Source organism: Rugamonas sp. (genome assembly GCF_025354735.1).
Lineage (GTDB): Bacteria > Pseudomonadota > Gammaproteobacteria > Burkholderiales > Burkholderiaceae_D > Rugamonas.
In genome coordinates this window covers 13536-29826 of record NZ_JANXMI010000291.1, presented here as the reverse complement: position 1 = coordinate 29826, position 16291 = coordinate 13536, and the positions used below count along the sequence as shown (strand labels likewise).

Annotated in this window: 10 protein-coding genes; 4 read left to right on the top strand and 6 right to left on the bottom strand. The window is 62.6% G+C overall.

Going from position 1 to position 16291, the window contains the following annotated elements; all coding sequences use genetic code 11:
* The first annotated feature begins 37 nt into the window (after positions 1-37).
* The gene (locus tag Q0S71_RS23790) at positions 38-2365 is read left to right on the top strand and encodes a GH92 family glycosyl hydrolase (protein ID WP_296001274.1); all 2328 of its coding nucleotides are present in this window, start codon (positions 38-40) and stop codon (positions 2363-2365) included.
* A gap of 111 nt (positions 2366-2476) precedes the next feature.
* The gene (locus Q0S71_RS23785) at positions 2477-3124 is read left to right on the top strand and encodes a PKD domain-containing protein (protein ID WP_296001272.1); all 648 of its coding nucleotides are present in this window, start codon (positions 2477-2479) and stop codon (positions 3122-3124) included.
* A 49-nt stretch (positions 3125-3173) separates the two neighbouring features.
* On the opposite strand, the gene Q0S71_RS23780 is transcribed toward Q0S71_RS23785, so the two are convergent.
* Positions 3174-4805 (bottom strand): alpha-D-glucose phosphate-specific phosphoglucomutase, encoded by a 1632-nt coding sequence (locus Q0S71_RS23780; protein ID WP_296001271.1) that lies wholly within the window; start codon positions 4803-4805, stop codon positions 3174-3176.
* A 176-nt stretch (positions 4806-4981) separates the two neighbouring features.
* Positions 4982-6328, bottom strand: coding sequence for an MFS transporter (locus Q0S71_RS23775; RefSeq protein WP_296001269.1), 1347 nt, complete (start codon positions 6326-6328; stop codon positions 4982-4984).
* 195 nt (positions 6329-6523) lie between these two features.
* Between Q0S71_RS23775 and Q0S71_RS23770 the strand changes: the two genes are divergently transcribed.
* Positions 6524-8950 (top strand): TIM-barrel domain-containing protein, encoded by a 2427-nt coding sequence (locus Q0S71_RS23770; RefSeq protein WP_296001267.1) that lies wholly within the window; start codon positions 6524-6526, stop codon positions 8948-8950.
* A gap of 93 nt (positions 8951-9043) precedes the next feature.
* The gene (locus tag Q0S71_RS23765) at positions 9044-10876 is read left to right on the top strand and encodes a M2 family metallopeptidase (protein ID WP_296001265.1); all 1833 of its coding nucleotides are present in this window, start codon (positions 9044-9046) and stop codon (positions 10874-10876) included.
* Positions 10877-10954: 78 nt separating this feature from the next.
* Here the strand turns inward: Q0S71_RS23765 and Q0S71_RS23760 are convergent, their stop codons facing one another.
* From Q0S71_RS23760 to Q0S71_RS23745, 4 genes are all read right to left on the bottom strand, one after another.
* Positions 10955-11350: a transcriptional regulator gene (locus Q0S71_RS23760; protein WP_296001263.1), complete on the bottom strand. Its 396-nt coding sequence runs from the start codon at positions 11348-11350 to the stop codon at positions 10955-10957.
* Positions 11347-11661, bottom strand: a complete 315-nt coding sequence (locus Q0S71_RS23755) for a type II toxin-antitoxin system HigB family toxin (RefSeq protein WP_296001261.1) — start codon at positions 11659-11661, stop codon at positions 11347-11349. The genes Q0S71_RS23760 and Q0S71_RS23755 overlap by 4 nt, the downstream gene beginning before the upstream one ends.
* 83 nt (positions 11662-11744) lie before the next feature.
* Complete coding sequence (locus Q0S71_RS23750) at positions 11745-13250, bottom strand: tryptophan halogenase family protein (RefSeq protein ID WP_296001259.1); 1506 nt, start codon at positions 13248-13250, stop codon at positions 11745-11747.
* An 83-nt stretch (positions 13251-13333) separates the two neighbouring features.
* Complete coding sequence (locus Q0S71_RS23745) at positions 13334-16114, bottom strand: TonB-dependent receptor (RefSeq protein WP_296001257.1); 2781 nt, start codon at positions 16112-16114, stop codon at positions 13334-13336.
* Positions 16115-16291 lie beyond the last annotated feature (177 nt).

The window sequence follows — 16291 nt, the reverse complement described above, 5'->3', positions numbered from 1 at the left end:
CTTTTCGGTTTCCATTTTCGGCCCCGGTCTGGACACCATGATTAGAATGTTCGCGCAACGACGCACGCCACCACTGCTCGCCGCCTTGATGGCGCTGACGCTGGCCTCCTTCTCCGCTGCGGCGCAAACCGTGGGCAAGGTCAGCGACCCGGTCGAGTGGATCAATCCCCTGATGGGCACCGCCAGCAAGCCCGATCTGTCGAACGGGAACACCTACCCCACCATCGCGCTGCCGTGGGGGATGAACTTCTGGACGCCGCAGACCGGCAAGATGGGCGACGGCTGGGCCTACACCTACGACGCCGATAAAATCCGCGGCTTCAAACAGACGCACCAGCCGTCGCCGTGGATGAACGACTACGGCCAGTTCGCCATCATGCCCATCACCGGCAAGTTGCGCTTCACGCAGGACGACCGCGCCAGCTGGTTTTCGCACAAGGCCGAAACGGCCAAGCCCTATTACTACAGCGTCTACCTGGCCGACTCCGACGTGACGGCGGAAATCGCGCCGACCGAACGCGCCGCGCAGTTCCGCTTCACCTTCCCCAAGACCGACGAAGCCTACGTCGTCGTCGACGCCTACGACAAAGGCTCCTACGTCAAGGTGATCCCGGCCGAGCACAAGATCATCGGCTACAGCACGCGCTACGCGCGCGGCCCGCTGCCGAAAAATTTCAAGAACTACTTCGTGATCTATTTCGACAAGCCGTTCGCGTCCACCCACCTCTGGAGCGGCGACAAGCTGGCCGGCGACGTCATGGAAATCGCCAGCGACCACGCCGGCGCGGTGGTCGGCTTCAAGACCGCGCAGGGTGAACGGGTCGGCATGAAGGTGGCGTCGTCCTTCATCAGCGAAGAACAGGCGGAGCTGAATTTGAAGCGTGAACTGGCCGCCGACAGCTTCGACGCCACGGCGCAAAAAGGCAAGGCCGTGTGGAACCAGACGCTGAGCCGCATCAGCGTCGAAGGCGGCAGCGTCGACCAGACCCGCACCTTCTATTCCAGCCTGTATCGCATGCTGTTCTTCCCGAATAAACTCTACGAGATCAACGCCAACAACCAGGTCGTGCACTGGAGTCCCTACAACGGCCAGATCCTGCCCGGCTATATGTTCGCCGGCACCGGCTTTTGGGACACCTTCCGCGCGCTCTATCCCTTCCTGAACCTGATGTACCCGTCGATCAACAAGGAGATGCAGCAGGGCCTCGTCAACGACTTCAAGGAAGGCGGCTGGCTGCCCGAGTGGTCGAGCCCAGGCTACGCCAACGTCATGATAGGGAATAATTCGGCGTCGGTGGTGGCCGAGGCTTACATCAAGGGACTGCGCGGCTACGACATCGAAACCTTGTGGCGGGCGCTCAAGCACGGCGCCGACAACGAAGGGCCGATGAGCGCCGTCGGCCGCCTCGGCGTCGGCTACTACAACGAACTCGGTTACGTGCCCTACGACGTGAAGATCAACGAGAACGCCGCCCGCACGCTCGAATACGCGTACGACGATTTCGCCATCTACCAGCTGGGCAAGGCGCTGCACAAGTCGCAGTCGGAAATCGGCATCTACGCGCAGCGCGCCATGAACTATAAAAATTTGTTCGATCCCGAGACGGGCCTCATGCGCGGCAAGAACAAGGATGGCAGCTTCCAGTCGCCGTTCAATCCCTTCAAGTGGGGCGACGCTTTCACGGAGGGCAACAGCTGGCACTACACCTGGGCCGTGTTCCAGGACGTGAACGGCCTGGTCGACCTGATGGGCGGCCGCGAAAAATTCGTCGAAAAACTCGACCGCGTCTTCACGCTGCCGCCCACCTTCGACGAGAGCTACTACGGCGAAGTGATACACGAGATCCGCGAAATGCAGATCGCGAACATGGGCCAGTACGCGCACGGCAACCAGCCCATCCAGCACATGATCTATCTGTACGATTACGCCGGCGCGCCGTGGAAGACGCAGTACTGGGTGCGCGAAACGATGAACCGCCTGTACAAGGCCACGCCGGACGGCTACTGCGGCGACGAGGACAATGGCCAGACCTCGGCCTGGTATGTGTTCTCGGCGCTCGGCTTCTATCCGGTCACGCCGGCGGTGGAACAGTACGTGATCGGCGCGCCGCTGTTCAAGAAGGTCAGCCTGCATCTGGAGAACGGCAAGACCGTCACCATCAACGCGCCGGCCAACAGCGACAGCAAGCGCTATGTCCAGTCGCTCCAGTACAACGGCAAGCCGTACTCGAAAAACTGGTTGAGCCACTCGGCGCTGATGCGGGGCGCGGTGCTGGACTTCGGCATGTCGGACCGGCCGAACACGCAGCGCGCGACGGCGCCGGCCGACGCGCCGTACTCGATGTCGACGGACCCGAGCCACTGAACGCGGGCCGATGCGGTTAGCGCCGATTCATGTTATCTTTTTGATTACTTCAATGACGACCAAAAGATAATCATGAAACTGTGCGCTGCCTACCTTGCCACGTCCCTGTCGATGTTGGCGCTGACCGCGTGCGGCGGCGGCGGCGATGAACAGCCGCCGCCCAATGTGGCGCCGGTCGCCACGGCGGGACCGGCGCAGACGGTGGATGCCGGTACGCGGCTGCAGTTGGCCGGCAGCGGCACGGATGCCAATCAGGATGTCATCACTTATCTGTGGACGCTGTCCGGCCCGGCCGGCAGCATCGCCACGCTGGAAAATTATCACGTCGCCACGCCGACCTTCACGCCCGATATCGCGGGCGGCTATGTCGCGACGCTGAAGGTCAACGACGGCAAATTGGACAGCGCATCATCGAGCGTGACCATTACCGCGCAAGTGCCGGTGGCGGCCTTCGCCGCTCTACCGGAGGGCAATAGCTGCCTCACGGGACAGCGCATCTACACCATCGACGGTCATCTGGTGTTCATTTCCAAAAGCGGAACCGACTGCATAGGCAACGGCACGGGCCACGAAAAGCTGTTTGAAAGTACGCCGGCCGCACCGCTGTGTGTCAACGACGGCATGGTCGTGCCGCTCAATTACTGCACCAACAACAGCGACGAAACGCTGATGCGCACCATGATGGCGAACCTCGGCCAAGCCGATCTTGGATTGGGCGCGAGCCATCAGGTAAAGCTGGTCTACCCGACCGGCCCCTGATCGGAGGAGCCGCGCCCGCGCCCCCGCCCCCGCCGCGCTCCATGTTGATTCAGGTGATGACGGTGGGATTCGGACGCCCGGTCCAGTCGATGATGCCGGCGACCTGCTCGGCGATGGCGATCAGGCCGGCCAGCGCCTGCTGCGTCGGGATGTGATGCTGGGCCGGATCGGCTTCGTAGCGCTCGAAGTAGACGCGCAGGGTCGCGCCCTCGGTGCCGGTGCCGGACAGGCGGAACACGATGCGCGCGCCGTTGGTCATCAGCAGGCGTATGCCCTGGCCGCTGGCCACGGAGCCGTCGACGGTGTCGGTGTAGCTGAAATCGTCGGCGGCATCGACCGTGTACAAGCCCAGGTCCTGGCCGGCCAGCGCGCCCAGTTTGACGCGCAATGAATCCATCAGCTCCGTGGCCGCGTGGCTGGCGACGCCCTCGTAATCGTGGCGCGAATAATAATTGCGGCCGTAGCGCGCCCAGTGGTCGCTCACCAGTTCGGACACCGACTTGCCGCTGTCGGCCAGCAGGTTAAGCCAGAACAGCACGGCCCACACGCCATCTTTTTCGCGGATGTGGTCCGAGCCGGTGCCGTAGCTCTCCTCGCCACACAGCGTGGCCTTGCCGGCGTCGAGCAGGTTGCCGAAGAACTTCCAGCCGGTCGGCGTTTCATAGCATTCGATGCCCAGCTCCCTGGCCACGTGGTCGGCCGCGCGCGACGTCGGCATCGAGCGCGCGATGCCTTTCAGGCCGGCGCGATAGCCCGGCGCCACGGCGGCGTGGGCCGACAAAATGGCCAGGCTGTCCGATGGCGTGACCGGCAGCTTGCGGCCGACGATCATGTTGCGGTCGCCGTCGCCGTCGGAGGCGGCGCCGAGGTCGGGCGCGTCGTCGCCGTCCATCAGCGCCATCAACTCGGCGGCGTTGACCGGATTCGGATCTGGATGGTGGCCGCCGAAATCCTCCAGCGGCACGCCGTTGATGACGGTGCCGGCCGGCGCGCCGAGCAAGCCTTCGAGGATGGCCGTCGCATACGGGCCGGAGACGGCGTGCATGCCGTCGAAGCGCATCGTGAAGCCGCCGGCGAACAGTTTTTTGATGGCGCCGAAATCGAACAGGCGCTGCATCAGCTCCGCGTAGTCGGCCACCGGATCGATCACCTCGACCACCATCTGCTCGACGCGCCGCTCGCCGATTTGATCGATGTCGATATCGGCGGCGTCGCTGATGGCGTATTGTGAAATCGATTTGGTGTGTTCGTAGATTTTTTCGGTGACCTGTTCCGGCGCGGGGCCGCCGTTGGTGATGTTGTACTTGATGCCGACGTCGCCATCGGGGCCGCCCGGATTATGGCTGGCCGACAGGATGATGCCGCCGAACGCGCCATGCTTGCGGATCACGCAGCTGACGGCGGGCGTCGACAAAATGCCGCCCTGCCCGACCATCACTTTGCTGAAGCCGTGGGCGGCCGCCATCTTCAAAATAATCTGCACCGCGACGCGGTTGTGGAAGCGGCCATCGCCGCCCAGCACCAGGGTTTTTCCGGCGCAGTCGTCGAGCGCGTCAAACACGCTTTGGACGAAGTTTTCAAGATAGTGGGGCTGGCTGAAGACCGTGACTTTTTTACGCAGGCCGGAGGTGCCAGGGCGCTGGTCGTCGAAGGGCGTGCTGGTGACTGTTTGTATACTCATGTTTGCTCCGCATGGATGATCGATGCACGCCGTTCAAGACGGCTGGTGCGCAAACGTGGTTTTACACTGAATGGCGAAAATATGGCGCGCAGATGAGCGCGGGCCGGCGCGGAATTCAGGGCCGAGGCCGGGGTGGGGTCACCCCCCGATGCCGCTCCATCGAGGGTGTCGCCTGGTCAGGCCGCAGCCTGGTCGGCCGCCGGCAGCGCGGCCGTTTGCGCGGCCGAGTCCCGCACGAACAACGTCAGCACGCCGGCCAGCACCATGCAGGCACCGCCCAGCATCACCGTCTGCACCGTGTGGCCGTCGAAGAAATGCCTGGTGAAGTAACCGAGCAGCAGGCCGCTGCAAATCTGCGGTATCACGATGAAGAAATTGAACACGCCCATGTAGTAGCCCATGCGCTTGGCCGGCAGCGCGCCGGCCAGGATCGCATACGGCATCGTCAGCACACTGGCCCACGCGATGCCGACGCCTATCATCGGCAGGTAGAGCATGTGCGTGTCGCGGACCAGGTAGAGGCTCATCAAACTGAGGCCGCCGATGACGAGGCAGCTCATATGCACGATCTTGCGGCTGGTGTGGCGCGCGAACACCGGCAGGATGAACGCGGCCAGCGCCGACACGCCGCTGTACACGGCGAACATCACGCCGACCTGGTTGCCCGCCTCCTGGAACATGGCCGATTGCGCGTCGCCGGTGCCGAACACATTTTCGGCGATGGCCGGCGTGGTGTAGATCCACATCGCGAACAGCGCGATCCACGTGAAGAACTGGACGAAGGCCAGTTGCACCATCGTCTTCGGCATCTGGCCGAAGCCGCCGAGTATCTCGGCCATCGCGCGCGCCAGGCCGGGCGAACTCTCGGCGCGGAACTGGGCCAGGTCTTGCGGCGGCGTCTCCTTGGCGGTGAACACGGTCCACATCACCGACAGCAGGAATATCGCGCCGCCGACGTAGAAGGAATAGCGCACGGAGTCGGGAATGGCGCCGTTGACGGCGGCGTTGCTGACGTGGAGGACGTCGGCGAAGAAGGTCGGCAGCATCGAGGCGATCACCGCGCCGCAGCCGATGAAGAAGGTCTGCATCGCGAAGCCGGCGGTCTGCTGCGACGCATTGAGCTTGTCGCCGACGAAGGCGCGGAACGGCTCCATCGACACGTTGATGGCGCCGTCCATCAGCCACAGAACGGCGGCGGCCATCCACAGCACCGAGGAATTCGGCATCAGGAACAGCGCGATCGACGCCAGGATGGCACCGATGAAGAAGAAGGGACGGCGGCGGCCCCAGAACGGATGCCAGGTGTTGTCGCTCAGGTAGCCGATCACCGGCTGCACCAGCAGGCCGGTGACGGGTGCGGCCAGCCATAAAAAGGCCAGGTCGTCGGTGTTGGCGCCGAGCGTGGAAAAGATGCGGCTGGTGTTGGCGTTTTGCAGCGCGAAGCCGAACTGGATGCCGAAAAAGCCAAAGCTCATATTCCAGAGCTGCCAGAAGGTCAGCCTGGGTTTGATGGATGTTTGCATGCTGCGTGTCTCCGTTTTATCTCCCGGACTAGCGCCGGATTGAGTGAATTTGTAGGAAAATAACACTTCCGTACATGAGTGTCAATCGCAACAACTTCATAGTAGAATAAAGAGAAAATGCGCGTCTCAGCGCCGTAGCATTTCCGTAAAATGCAGCCAAATGTAGTCAAATAACATAAAATCAGAGACACCTACATGAACAAAACCCAGCTCGCCAGTTTAAGCTTTTCCCTGCTCGCCGGCGCCAGTTGCGCGGCCCATGCGCAAAACGCCGAACGCATCATCAACAGCGTCGCCCAGCGCGACGGCCGGCTCGAAGTCCAGACCAGCGACGGCATTTATCTTATCAAGCCCTACTCCAGCAGCATCGTCGAAACGACGTTTGTGCCGAATGGCGAAACGGCCGATCCGGCCTCGCACGCGGTGGTGATGGCGCCAGCCGCGGTGCCGGTCACGCTGACGGAAAAAAGCGCCTCCATCGAATACACGACCGGCGGCATCGCCGTCACGATCACGCGCGCACCTTTCCAGATCGCCTATAGCTACAAGGGCAGGCCCTTGATCGCCGAGCAGCGCGGCTACACCAAAGGGAGCGATGGCTTCAGCGTCGACTTCACTCTCGACCCGGACGAGGCGCTGTACGGCGCCGGCGCGCGCGCGGTCGGCATGAACCGGCGCGGCTATCGCTTCCAGTTGTACAACAAGGCGCACTACGGTTACAGCACGCACTCGGAGCTGATGAACTTCACGATGCCGCTGGCGCTGTCGTCGAAAATGTACGCCATCCATTTCGATAACCCGCAAATCGGCTACCTCGATTTCGACAGCAAAAAGACCAACCGCCTGGCCTACGAAACCATAGGCGGGCGCACGACGTATCAGGTGATCGCCGGCGACACGTGGCAAGACGTGGTCGGGAATTACACGACTCTGACCGGCAGGCAGCCGATGCCGCCGCGCTGGGCCTTCGGTAATTTCGCCAGCCGCTTCGGCTATCACACCGAAGACGAGGCGCGCAAGACGGTCGCCAAATTCATCGCCGACGATATTCCGCTCGACGCCATCATCTTCGACCTGTACTGGTTCGGCAAGGAGATGAAGGGCACCATGGGCAACCTGGCGTTCAACCGGGAAGCCTTTCCGACGCCGCAAAAAATGATCGCCGACTTCAAGGACAAGGGCGTCAAGACGGTGCTGATAACCGAGCCGTTCGTGTTGACGACGTCGAGCAAATGGCAGGACGCGGTCGACCATCAAATCCTCGGCACCGATGCCGCCGGCGCGCCGCTGACCTATCCATTTTATTTCGGGAACACGGGGCTGATCGACATCTTCAGCCAGCAGGGCAAGGACTGGTTCTGGAATATTTACAAGGGCCTGCACGACCAGGGCGTGGCCGGCTGGTGGGGCGATCTGGGCGAACCTGAAGTGCATCCGGCGGCGATGCGGCACGCGAGCGGCGGCGCCGACGCGGTCCACAACATCTACGGCCACGATTGGGCCAGGCTGATTTTCGACGGCTACCGCAGGGACTATCCGCAGCAGCGGCCTTTCATTTTAATGCGCGCCGGGTATTCGGGTTCGCAGCGCTTCGGCATGATACCGTGGTCGGGTGACGTCGACCGCAGCTGGGGCGGTTTGCAATCGCAGCCGGAGATCGCGCTGCAAATGGGGATGCAGGGCATGGCGTATATGCACTCGGACCTGGGCGGCTTCGCCAACGCCTACCTGGACGATGAACTCTACACGCGCTGGCTGCAATACGGCGTGTTCCAGCCGGTCTTCCGTCCGCACGCGCAGGAGGAAGTTCCGTCCGAGCCGGTGTATCGCGACGCGAAAACGGAAGCATTGGCGCGCCAGGCGATCCGCCTGCGCTATCGCATGCTGCCTTATAACTACGCGCTCGCTTTCGACAACAACCAGCGCGGCCTGCCGTTGATGCGGCCGATGCTGTACGAGGAGCCGGGCGAGCAGAATGCGATGGCGATGTCGTTGACCTATCTGTGGGGCGACGCTTTTCTGGTCACGCCGGTGATGACGGCGGGCGCCCTCAAGCAGCGCGTCTACTTTCCAAAGAAGGGGCCGTGGTTCGATTTCTACGACGACCGCAAACACGGTGGCGGCATCACCGAAGCGGTGGACGTGGCGGCCGATCACATTCCCGTGTTCGTGCGCGCCGGCGCCTTCATCCCGCTGACCCAGGTGGTCCAGAGCACGCGCGATTACTCGACCAGGAATCTGGAGCTGCACTACTATCACGACGCCTCGGTGCGCGCGGCCAGCGGCAAGCTGTATGACGACGACGGCGAGACGATGCAGGCCTATGAACAGGGCAAGTACGAACTGCTGCACTTCACCGGCGCGCTCGATGGCCGTGAACTGGCGTTGACGCTGACGTCCGAAACCGGCAGCCGGTATGCGCGGCCGCCGCGCAGCGTGGCGCTGACCGTGCATAACGTGCACGCCAGGCCGGCGGCGGTGACGCTGGACCGGGCGGCCGTCGCCTTCAAGTGGGACAGGCTGCGCGGGCTGGTGACGGTGCGGCTGCCGGCCAGCGCGCAGGCCAGCGTCACGGTGCGTATCAAACTGGCCGACGCCGACGCGCGTCAATCGGCGCCCTAAAAAAATCCGATGACCGTTTTGCCAACGTGTATATTATCGGCGACCGCCTCGATCGATGCGGTCGCCAAAATATCCACACTCAGGGAGAAGACAGTGTCGAAGAAAATCATCGGCGCGCTGCTGGCGCTATCGTCCATCGCAGCCGCATGCAACGGCGCCCATGCGGCGACCGCCGCCAAGCCCACGGTCGCCGAAGCGGAACGCTTCCTGGCCGACGCCGAAACCCGTCTCAATAAACTCAATAACGACCAGTCGCGCGGCGCCTGGGTCGGCGAGAACTTCATCACCGACGACACGGAAGCCATCACCACTTATTTCGCCGACCGCTATCTTGAAGCGTCCGGCGACATCGCGCTCAAGGCGCGCCGCTACAACGGCCTGAAACTGAATCCGGATTCGGCGCGCAAACTCAAGCTGCTGCAACTGTCGCTGGTGTTCTCCAATCCGGCCGAGCGCGAAGCCTACGCCGCCAAGCAGGCCGCGATGACGGGCGCTTACGGCAAGGGCAAATACTGTCCGAAGAACGCCGACGGCAGCGCCGCGCCGTGCATGGCGCTGGGCGACATGGAAAAAGTGCTGGCGGCTAGCCGCGATCCGGCCAAGCTCAAAGAGATGTGGCTGGGCTGGCACGCGCAATCGCCGTCGTACAAACAAATGTATGTCGACTATGTCGCGCTGTCGAACAAGGGCGCGAAAGAGATGGGCTTCGCCGACACGGGCGCGCTGTGGCGCTCCGGTTACGACATGCCGCCGGACGCTTTCGCGGCCGAGATGGAGCGCCTGTGGCAGCAGGTCAAGCCGCTCTACGATGCGCTGCACGAGTACACGCGCTACAAGCTGCGCCAGACTTACGGCCCGGACGTGGTGCCGCTGACCGGCCCGATCCCGGCCCAGTTGTTCGGCAATATGTGGAGCCAGACGTGGACCAATCTGTATCCGATCCTAAAGCCGGCCACCGGCGCCAGCGACTATGACTTGAGCAAGGTGCTCGCCGCGCGCAACACCAGCGCCAAGGACATGGCCGGCTACGCGGAACGCTTCTACACCTCGCTCGGCATGCAGCAGCTGCCGGCCACGTTCTGGGAGCGCTCGCTGCTGACCAAGCCGCGCGACCGCGACGTGGTGTGCCACGCGTCGGCCTGGCCGATCAACGAGAAGGACGATGTGCGCATCAAGATGTGCATCACGCCGACGGCGGAAGACTTCACCACCATCCACCACGAACTCGGTCACGTCTACTACTTCCTCGCCTATAACAAGCAGCCCTTCCTGTTCCGCAACGGCGCCAACGACGGCTTCCACGAAGCGATAGGCGACACCATCGCGCTGTCGATCACGCCCGACTATCTGAAGAAGGTCGGCTTGATGGACCAGCCGCCGCAGGCCGACGCCGACATCGGCCAGCTGCTCGAACGCGCGCTGAGCAAGGTCGCCATCCTGCCGTTCGCGTACTCGGTCGACAAGTGGCGCTGGGATGTCTACGGCGGCAAGACCAAGCCGGCCGACTACGACAAAAGCTGGTGGCAGTTGCGCGAGCAGTACATGGGCGTGAAGCGGCCGGCCGACATCGCCGGCACCAGCGGCTTCGACGCCGGCGCCAAGTTCCACGTCGCTTCCGACACGCCGTATGCGCGCTACTTCCTGGCCGACCTGCTGCAGTTCCAGTTCCACCGCGCGCTGTGCCGCGAGGCCGGTTATACGGGACCGCTGCACAGCTGCTCGGTGTACGGCAACGCCAAGGCCGGCGCCAAGTTGCAAACGATGCTGGCGATGGGCGCGAGCAAGCCGTGGCCGGAAGAGCTGAAGGCGATTTCGGGCGAGGATAAGATCGACGGCGGCGCGCTGATCGAATACTTCGCGCCGCTGAAAGTATGGCTCGATGAGCAGAACCGCCAGTTCGCGGCGGCGGAGCAGGCCAAGAAGTAAGCGGCGATAGATAATCAACCGTGGCATGACCAGCCGCGATGCCGATCAGTTTCGACATCGCGGCTTTTTCATCGGCCTTTAAACCGTCAGGCCGGCTTTTATAACATTGGAGTGCGCGGGTGGCCGCTTGATTAGCATCTCGGCCGGGATGCCCAAGCCCTCATGCAGTCTCCGTATCATCGGCAGCGACAGCGCCCGCGTACCGTTGAGTATTTCATGGACGCGGCTCAAGCGGCCTATCATGGGCACCAGATCCTTGGGCGCCAATCCTTTTTGATCCATGCTGAACTTGATGACATCGATCGGGTCGGGCATCTCGGTGGGGAAATTCCTCGCTTCATATGCGGCCAGCAATGTAGCGAGCACGTCGAGACGATCTCCCTCCAGCGTACCGGATGCGGCGCTCATCAAGGACTCCACTTCGTCGAGCGCCGCTTGATAGTAGTCCTCAGTGCGTATGGGCTTGATGTTCATCGCTTCCTCCAAGAAACCGTTTGCGCGTCGATGGCATCGTATTCGTTATGCGTCCCGACGAACTTAATATATACCATTCCCGCCGCGTAGTTGATCTCTGTAACGAGGCGATATTTATTGCCGTGAATATTGAACACAGTGCGGCCGTTTTTCAAAATACTGGCCGTTCTAAAGTCTGCTTTTACGTCAGCCGGCCCGGTCCACTCCGCATGAAGGACATGTCCGTACCACGACAACAATGGTGCTTTGGCGTCAGCGTGCAATCGCCGTTTGTAGAAGTCGATCAGAGCAGGTTTGGACAGGATGCGCATCCTATCCACTCTAGTGGCGACTTAGGATCGTTCATCAATACAGATCAAGTTGGAGAGATACTGGCTTACTTTCAGCGCGCCCGTCACCGGCCGTTGCGGATCGCTGCCACGTAGCTGGCGTGCGTCGGCATGATGCGGACGCACGCCGCTATCACGTCCGACACTTCCCTCAAATAGTCGCCGATTTCTTTTTCGCCCAGCAGGTCGACCAGCGGATGGTAGCCGTCGGCCTTGACGCCCTGCCCGTGCAGCACCTGCAACCAGCCCACTTCGGCGAACAGCTCCATGTTCTCGCGCACGATGCGGCCATGGCCGCGGTACAGTTCCAGCTTGCGGCGCAGCGTGTCGGGCACTTCCATCGTGCGGCAGTGGTTCCAGAACGGCGTGTCGTCCCGCTCGGTGGCGTGGTAGTGCAGGATCAGGAAATCGCGGATGCGCTCGACCTCGAAATCGCACTGGCGATTGAATTCGTCGATGTCGCCGGCCCGGAATCCGGCGTCCGGGAAGAAGGTCATCAGGCGCGCCAGCGTCGACTGGATCAGGTGGATGCTGGTCGATTCCAGCGGCTCCAGAAAGCCGCTCGACAACCCAACCGCCACCACGTTCTTGTTCCACACTTTCTTGCGCTTGCCGGCGGTGAAGCGCAGCAGCCGGGGCTCGGCCAGGGCCTCGCCATCGAGGCTGTTCATCAAGATGGCCGCCGCTTCATCGTCGCTCATGAAGCGGCTGCTGAAGACGTGGCCGTTGCCGGTGCGGTGTTGCAGGCCGATGCGCCATTGCCATCCGGCCGGCCGCGCGGTGGCGCGCGTGTAGGGCAGCAGTTGCGATGCCAGTTCGCACGGCACGGCGTAGGCGCGGTCGCAGGGCAGCCAGTGGCTCCAGTCCTCGAAGCCGGTCTTTAAAGTCTGCTCCATCAGCAGCGCCCGAAAACCGGTGCAGTCGAGGAACAGGTCGCCGGCGATGCGCTCTCCGTTTTCCATGACGACGGCGGCGACGTGGCCGTCGCCCTCGCGCACGACGACGTCGACGACTTTACCCTCGGTGCGGGCGACGCCGTGCGCTTCCGAAAAGCCGCGCAGGTATTGGGCGTAGAGGCCGGCGTCGAGGTGGTAGGCGTGGACGATGTCGGCCAGCGGCGAGTTGCCGTGCTCATTGGTGGCGCGGCTGAATTTGCCGGCCTTGGCGGCCATGCGGTTGATCGAATAATGTTCGATGTCGGGCGCCTTGCCGGCCTGGTGCATCTTGAGCCAGTACTGCGCGAAATCGACGGTCCACAAGTCCTGGCCGAATTTTCCGAAACCGTGCATATAACTGTCGCCGAGCTTGCCCCAGTCGACGAATTCGATGCCGAGTTTGAAGGTGGCCCGGGTCTCGCGCATGAACTCGTTCTCGTCGATGCCGAGGATGCGGTTGAACATGCTCATCATGGGAATCGTCGATTCGCCGACGCCGACGGTGGAGATGTCATCCGACTCGATCAGGCGTATCGTGTAGCGCTTGCGCAGCAGCTTGGACAGCGAGGCGGCGGCCATCCAGCCGGCGGTGCCGCCGCCGACGATGACGATGGTGTTGAGGGGGTGCTGGTGCATGCGGCGGTCTCGAAAAAACTCTGATAAAAAAACCCCCTGCCGGCGAACCGGACAAGGGGCGGTTTTCAACCCGTACTGCGCGCTTACATCTTGTAGTTGATACCGAAGTACAAGGTGCGGCCGTAGGTGGTGTGCTGCGTTTCATTGCTGCGGGTGCCGACGTAGTGGATCTCCGGCGCATCGGCAAGGTTATTCCCCTGGACCAGCAAGGTCAAGCCTTTTGCCGGACCGCCCTGGAACTCGTACTGCACTTGCGCGCTCAGGTGCAGGTTGGCCTTGATCTGCGCGTAGCCGAGGTCGCCGCCGAAGCCTTCGATGGTGCCGACGGAATCGGAACGGTAGGTGTCGGCGATGCGGGCCTGGAAGCCGTACTTCTCGTAGTAGAAGGCGGCCGAGGCGACTTGCTTGGACAGGCCGGGCAAGGTCATCGAGGCGGCGCTCTGGCCGGGGATGTTGTCCGGCACGGCGATCGAGCTGTTGGTCAGCGAGAAACTGGCCTGGGCGCCGAAGCCGTCGAGCGGTTTCCACAGCAACTCGAAGGGCATCGAGGCCGACAGTTCGATGCCGTACAGGCGGCCGCCGGCGCCGTTGGTCGGCTCGGTGAAGTAGCCGATGTTCGACGGCGCCTTCGGCGTGCCCGGCTGGATGGCCGACGTGAAGTCGTAGCTGAAGTTGGTGTAGTTGACGACGTAGGTGTCGAGGCGCTTGAAGAAGGCGGCGGCCGAGAAGTAACCCTTGGTGCCGAAATATTTTTCGAACGACAAGTCGACGCCGTCGGCGACCCAGGGCTTGAGCGTGGGATTGCCGCCGCTGCCGCTGTAGATGCCGCCCTGCGCGTTGTTGACCGAGAACGCCGTGCTGGCGCGCATGTCGATCATATTGGGACGCTGCATTTCACGGGCCAGCGCGAAGCGCAGGAAGTTCTGGTTGCCGAAGTCGCCCACCAGGTTCAGGCTGGGCAGCACTTTGTAATAGCTGGCGCCGGTGCTGATGGGGATCACCGGCGAATTGAACAAGCTGCCGTCGATGTCGGCCGCGTAGGCGCCTGAACTTTGCGAGGCGTGCACCACTTGCAGGCCGAGGTTGCCCTTGACCGGCACGGCGGCCAGTTCGGAGTCGATGTTCAGCTTGGCCATGCCGGTGCTGACGCGCTCGTCGACGATCCAGTTCTTGTTGTAGATGTCGGAGTGGAATTTCTGGTTGTAGTACAGGCCGGGAATCACGCCGACGGCGTTGAAGGTCAGCATGTTCAAGCCGCTGTCGCCGGCCGAGGCGCTGTAGCCGCCCGGTTCGGCCAGGGCCGCGTAGGGACCGCCCGGCACTTGCAGCAGGTATTCGTTGTCGACGCGGGTCTTGGAACGCTTGGTGTAGTTGGCGCCGAAGTCGAGGCTGCTGAACCAGCGGTTTTCCGGCAGCGTGTAGGTGGCGCCCAGGCGCAGCGCGTCGACCTTGTCGGTCACGTGCGGGCCCTTGTCGTAACCGGCTTGCGGCACGTCGGGACCGCCGCCCCAGCCTTGCGAATCGACAATCTTGATGATGCTCGGATCGGCGTAGTTGATGCTGGAGGTCAGGTTGTGGCTGCCGGCGGCGAAGCCGATGCTGCCCAGCACGCCCGGCTGGCCGGCCAGGCCGACGGTGCCGGCGTAGATTTCCTGGTCGTTTTCGATGCGGGTCGCTTTCGAGTGCGAAATGTCGCCCAGCAGTTTCCAGTCCGGCGACAGCGTCCAGATGTTTTTCCAGCCGATGGAATTGACCTTGTCGTTGTAAATGATGGGCTCGGTGCGCACGACGGCGCGCACATTGTTGATCGTGCCGCTGAGCACATTGCCGTTGCCGTCGACGACGGCGTTGCTCAGATACGTGGGCAGGTCGTAGGTGTTGCTGTTGGTGTTGTTGAGCGAGGCCTGGATCAGGCGCTCGGCCTTGGTCTGGTCGTACTTCGAGTAGAAGATGTCGACGGTGCTGGTGAAGTCCTTGTTCGGACGGAATTCCAGCACGGCCATGGCGCCGTCGCGGCGCTCGGTGGTGATGTCGGTCTCGGCGTTGAAGCCGCTGTACGGAATCGTCACGTTGCGGCCGTTGTAGCTGGTCGTGCCCGAACCCCAGGAATTGAAGCTCTGGATGGCGCCGCTCTTGTCGGAGGTGCGGGCGAAGCCGATGGCGACGCCGACCTTGCGGTCGAAGAACTGGTCGACGTAGGACAGGCTGGTGCGGCTGCCGGAGCCGCGCTGCGGGCCGGTGCCGTCGTGCTCCTTGCGGCCGTTGACGGTGATGACGCGGCTGGCGAAGGCCAGCGGGTCGATGGTCTGCATGTCGACGGTGCCCGACAGGCCCTGCGCGACGAGGCCGGCGTCCGGCGTTTTGTAGACGACCACGCCGGCCATCAGTTCGGACGGGAAATCGTCGTAGCTGATGGTGCGGCTGTCGCCGGTGCTGGCCAGTTCGCGGCCGTTCAGCAGCGTGCCGCCGAGGTCGGGCGAAAAGCCGCGAATGCTGATGAGGTTGGCGTGCCCGCCGACGTATTGCGCGGTCAGGCCCGGCAAGGCGGCGATCGATTCGGCGATGCTGGTGTCCGGCAATTTACCGATGTCCTCGGCGGAAATGGCTTCGACGATGGAGGTGGCATCCTTCTTGACCGCGATGGCCGCTTCGATGCCGCGGCGGATACCGGACACGGTGACGGACTGCACGACGGGCTCGGCGGCCGAAGCGGCGACGGCGGCTTCCTGGGCGTCGGCGGACAGAGGAGCGGACGCGGCGAGCGCCGCCAGCAGCATGGCGCAGCTGGCCGCCACTGGATTGAGCTTGAAAGCGATGTAAGTACGCGGCGTGCTGATGCCTCGCTGGTGTGCGATATGTTTCATTAATGTCCCCTCACTTATCAAAATTCAATTCCCGCAAACCCAACCTGTCGTCGGCTGTATCGGCACCACGGGACCCAAGAAATGCAACGTTCTAAAGACGTTCTAAGCAAATTTTGTACTAAAACTAGATTCAGTGTCAATTACAGATCAGGCAGACCTGAGCTTTAAATGCCTGCT

What these genes read in the sequence shown, in the direction of transcription:
- Q0S71_RS23790 (WP_296001274.1), top strand. Translation starts at nt 38, where the DNA reads ATGATTAGAATGTTCGCGCAACGACGCACGCCACCACTGCTCGCCGCC.
- Q0S71_RS23785 (WP_296001272.1), top strand. Translation starts at nt 2,477, where the DNA reads ATGTTGGCGCTGACCGCGTGCGGCGGCGGCGGCGATGAACAGCCGCCG.
- Q0S71_RS23780 (WP_296001271.1), bottom strand. Translation starts at nt 4,805, where the DNA reads ATGAGTATACAAACAGTCACCAGCACGCCCTTCGACGACCAGCGCCCT.
- Q0S71_RS23775 (WP_296001269.1), bottom strand. Translation starts at nt 6,328, where the DNA reads ATGCAAACATCCATCAAACCCAGGCTGACCTTCTGGCAGCTCTGGAAT.
- Q0S71_RS23770 (WP_296001267.1), top strand. Translation starts at nt 6,524, where the DNA reads ATGAACAAAACCCAGCTCGCCAGTTTAAGCTTTTCCCTGCTCGCCGGC.
- Q0S71_RS23760 (WP_296001263.1), bottom strand. Translation starts at nt 11,350, where the DNA reads ATGAACATCAAGCCCATACGCACTGAGGACTACTATCAAGCGGCGCTC.
- Q0S71_RS23755 (WP_296001261.1), bottom strand. Translation starts at nt 11,661, where the DNA reads ATGCGCATCCTGTCCAAACCTGCTCTGATCGACTTCTACAAACGGCGA.
- Q0S71_RS23750 (WP_296001259.1), bottom strand. Translation starts at nt 13,250, where the DNA reads ATGCACCAGCACCCCCTCAACACCATCGTCATCGTCGGCGGCGGCACC.
- Q0S71_RS23745 (WP_296001257.1), bottom strand. Translation starts at nt 16,114, where the DNA reads ATGAAACATATCGCACACCAGCGAGGCATCAGCACGCCGCGTACTTAC.